Origin of the sequence: Coxiella endosymbiont of Ornithodoros amblus (genome assembly GCF_019425495.1) — a bacterium.
Classification (GTDB): domain Bacteria; phylum Pseudomonadota; class Gammaproteobacteria; order Coxiellales; family Coxiellaceae; genus Coxiella.
The window spans coordinates 1-3,294 of sequence record NZ_VFIV01000088.1; the positions used below are offsets into that span (position 1 = coordinate 1).

Here is a 3,294-nt window from a genome sequence, read left to right on the forward strand (position 1 = left end):
ATAAAATTACTATTTATTAGCCGGTTTTCAAACTTGCTCACAGCAATTCAAACATAGTTGATCCAGCAGTCCACACGTGCACAGCGCACCTTCGGTGCGCTGGGACTCTCGCCTGTGCTGAAATGACGGAATTTGTTTTTCTAGAACCAGTTTTAATCGCATCCTCCGGTAGGCTAAAAATTTTCTGCAAAAATGATCCCTTCTCTCATTTGCGGGAGAGGGTTCAAATTCTAGTGAGCAAAACATGACAGAATAGTGCAAAATCCTGTATACTGCTTATACTTAACTTAATAATTAATCATTATTGCTCATGACAAAAAATACCACTTCAAACATCTTGGACCGTGCTTTGCCGCATATCGCAGACGGTTTAAAGCCCGTCCAGCGTCGAATCGTGTACGCTATGTCAGAATTGGATTTAAAATAAACCGCTAAGTATTAAGAAATCAGCGCGCAACGGTAGGCGACGTTTTTGGTAAATTCCATCCGCACGGAAACACCGCCTGTTACGAAGCCATGGTTTTGATGGCTCAACCTTTTTCATTTCGCTATCCCTTTGTCGATGGGCAAGGCAATTGGGGGAGCGCGGATGATCCCAAATCCTTTGCCGCCATGCGTTATACCGAAGCGCGCTTATCCGCTTATGCCCAACTGCTTTTAAAAAGAATTGCAAGAAGGAATAGTCGATTGGGTCCCTAACTTTGATGGACCGCTGAAAGAACCCGCTCTCTTGCCAGGCACGGCTTCCGAATGTTTTATTAAATGGGACGTCTGGAATTGCCGTGGGGATCGCCACGGCAATTCCGCCAGATAGTTTGACCGAAGTCGCGAATGCCTGCATACATCTTTTAGAATATCCTGATGCCACCTTGAAGGACATAATGAAACTCATTCAAGGACCTGATTATCCCACTCCTGCCGAAATTATTGCACCCGCGGCTGAAATTCGAACCCTCTACCGCACTGGATAAGGCAGTTTGCGCATGCGAACGACTTATCAAAAAGAAAATGGGGAAATTCTAATTACCGCGCTGCCTCACCAGGTTTCGGGTAACCACGTTATGGAACAAATCGCTGCCCAAATGGTCGAAAAAAAATTACCCGCTGTGAGCGACATTCGAGATGAATCCGATCACGAAAATCCAACACGTTTGGTGATTACGCCGCGCTCCAATCGCATCAATATACACGAATTAATGGCGTATTTATTTGTAACGACCGACTTGGAACGGAGCTATAAAGTGAATTTGAATATGATCGGCATCGATGGTCGGCCGAAAGTCAAAGATTTAATTTCATTGTTAAAGGAATGGTTAGAATACCAAATGCAAACGATCCGCAAGCGATTGCAATACCGGTTGCAATTTGTTATTAAGAAGCGGTTACATCTTTTGGAAGATTTTATTATTGCGTATTTAGATGCCGTCACACCGCTATCTGAAAAGAAGACAAACCAAAGCCTATTTTAATGAAAAAATTTAAACTCAGTGACAGACAAGCGGAGGCAATTTTAGAAATTAAATTGCGGAAATTAGCTAAATTAGAAGAGAAAAAATTAGAGGCGAGCAAGCTTTTTTAATTAAAGAGCGCGATGAGGTCGAAAAAACTTTATCTTCAAAGGCTAAATTAAAAAAATTAATTCACGTAGAATTGTCCGCAGATAAAGAAAAATATGGTGACGAACGCCGCTCGCCATTAATGGAAAGACCGATCGCCAAAATGATACGTGAAGAAGAAATGCTTCCTTCTGAACCAGTCACGGTAGTTTTTTCGAAAAAGGGCTATTCGTGCCGCCAAAGGTCACGAAGTTGATGGCCATGCGTTACATTATCGATCGGGCGATGAATTTTAATGCAGGCACAAGGCCGCACGAATGAACTGGCGGTATTTTTAGATTCGGTGGGAAACCGTTATCAAACTACCTAAAAGTGCTCAAGTGATATTGCCGCAGCGGGTGCTCGATAAAGAATCCCAATACCTGGGTGTGATTACCTCCGAAGGTCGATTATTATTGTTCCCCATACCGGAATACCTGAATTACCTAAAGGAAAAGGAAATAAAATCATTCAGATTGTCCCAGCGCGTGTGGGCAATCGTGAAGAATATTGTGTTGCTTTAGCTGTCCTCCATGAGAAGAGTTCGTTAACACTTTATTCTGGGAAACATCGTTTTACGCTAAAACCGAATGATTTAGCTCAATTTAAAGTAGAATGTGGTCGCCGCGGCAATAAATTACCTCGTGGCTTTCGGAAAGTGGATAATGAAAATTAAAATTGTGGAAAATGTTTATGTATCCGACTCATTATATTAAAGAAACCTTGATAAAAGATGAAAAATTAGTTTATTTTACACGCCCTCACTGAATTATTTATAGCCATTGATTTTCTGCAAATCGCCGCTGGATTTTTAGCGCTGCGCTTGGATCGGAGCAGGAGTGTTATCTCCTGATAGAGCGAACGAATTGGTATTGTGACAACTGGTGTGATTGCATTAATTTTTACTTCTTTATTTTATACGTATGGTCCTGCTTATTTTATTTTGCATTCTCACTTATTGGGTGGTTATCCGCTTTATGACCTTTGCAGTTTTTTTATGTTCGTGTTGGGCGCTTTTTGGTTGTTGATAGCGTATGTCACCTATCGAACTTCGGAATACGGTGTCACCGATAAACATGTCCTTATGAAAAAAGGTTGGATTCGACGAAACTCCTTGGAAATATTTTTACACCGGTTAGAAGGCGTTGACGTCAACCAAACGGTTGCGGGGCGAATCTTCGATTATGGGACTCTCGTGATCAGCGGTATGGGCGGTTCGCACGATTATTACAGGAATTGTCCCTCAACCGCTGATGTTCCATAAGTATGTGCAGCGGCAGATGGACTTACTAGTTGATGCATCTAAGGAAGCTCAGTCTTAAAAAAGTTTAGTAACTCTAATTTTGAGTTTGTGAATTTGGTTTGTGGTTAAATTTCACATTCACCGCTACTAAAATAATTTCTTTTTTAGAAATCTCCTTGTCAATAAAAATTTAAAACCCGTCATCCCCGCCGGGGAGATCTAGCCCACATACGCCTCAATTAATTTTAAAAAACGTCACGTCCCATAAACCAAACTTTAATTAAATTCTTTTTTAAAAAATTCGTTTATCAGAAAATATCATTGCTAATATATTTTCTCTCCATACACGAAGGAAAGCGATGAGTTTGTTTCCTGAGCAGGTGGAATTAATGGAAAGGCTTGTTTTAATTGAAGCAATTGATTATTGGGTTGAAAATAATTTCCCTTACATTTTCT

At 40.9% G+C, this 3,294-nt stretch carries 3 pseudogenes; 2 read left to right on the top strand and 1 reads right to left on the bottom strand.

The annotated features are described in order from the left end of the window. Positions 1–127: 127 nt before the first annotated feature. Positions 128–261, bottom strand: a pseudogene (locus tag FIV31_RS08735) (hypothetical protein); the annotation flags it as partial. 43 nt (positions 262–304) lie between these two features. On the opposite strand from FIV31_RS08735, the pseudogene parC reads away from it, so the two are divergent. Then, positions 305–2,271: pseudogene (parC, locus tag FIV31_RS07420) on the top strand (DNA topoisomerase IV subunit A). Between the two features lie 2 nt (positions 2,272–2,273). Beyond that, positions 2,274–2,917 (top strand): annotated as a pseudogene (locus FIV31_RS07430) (PH domain-containing protein). Positions 2,918–3,294 lie beyond the last annotated feature (377 nt).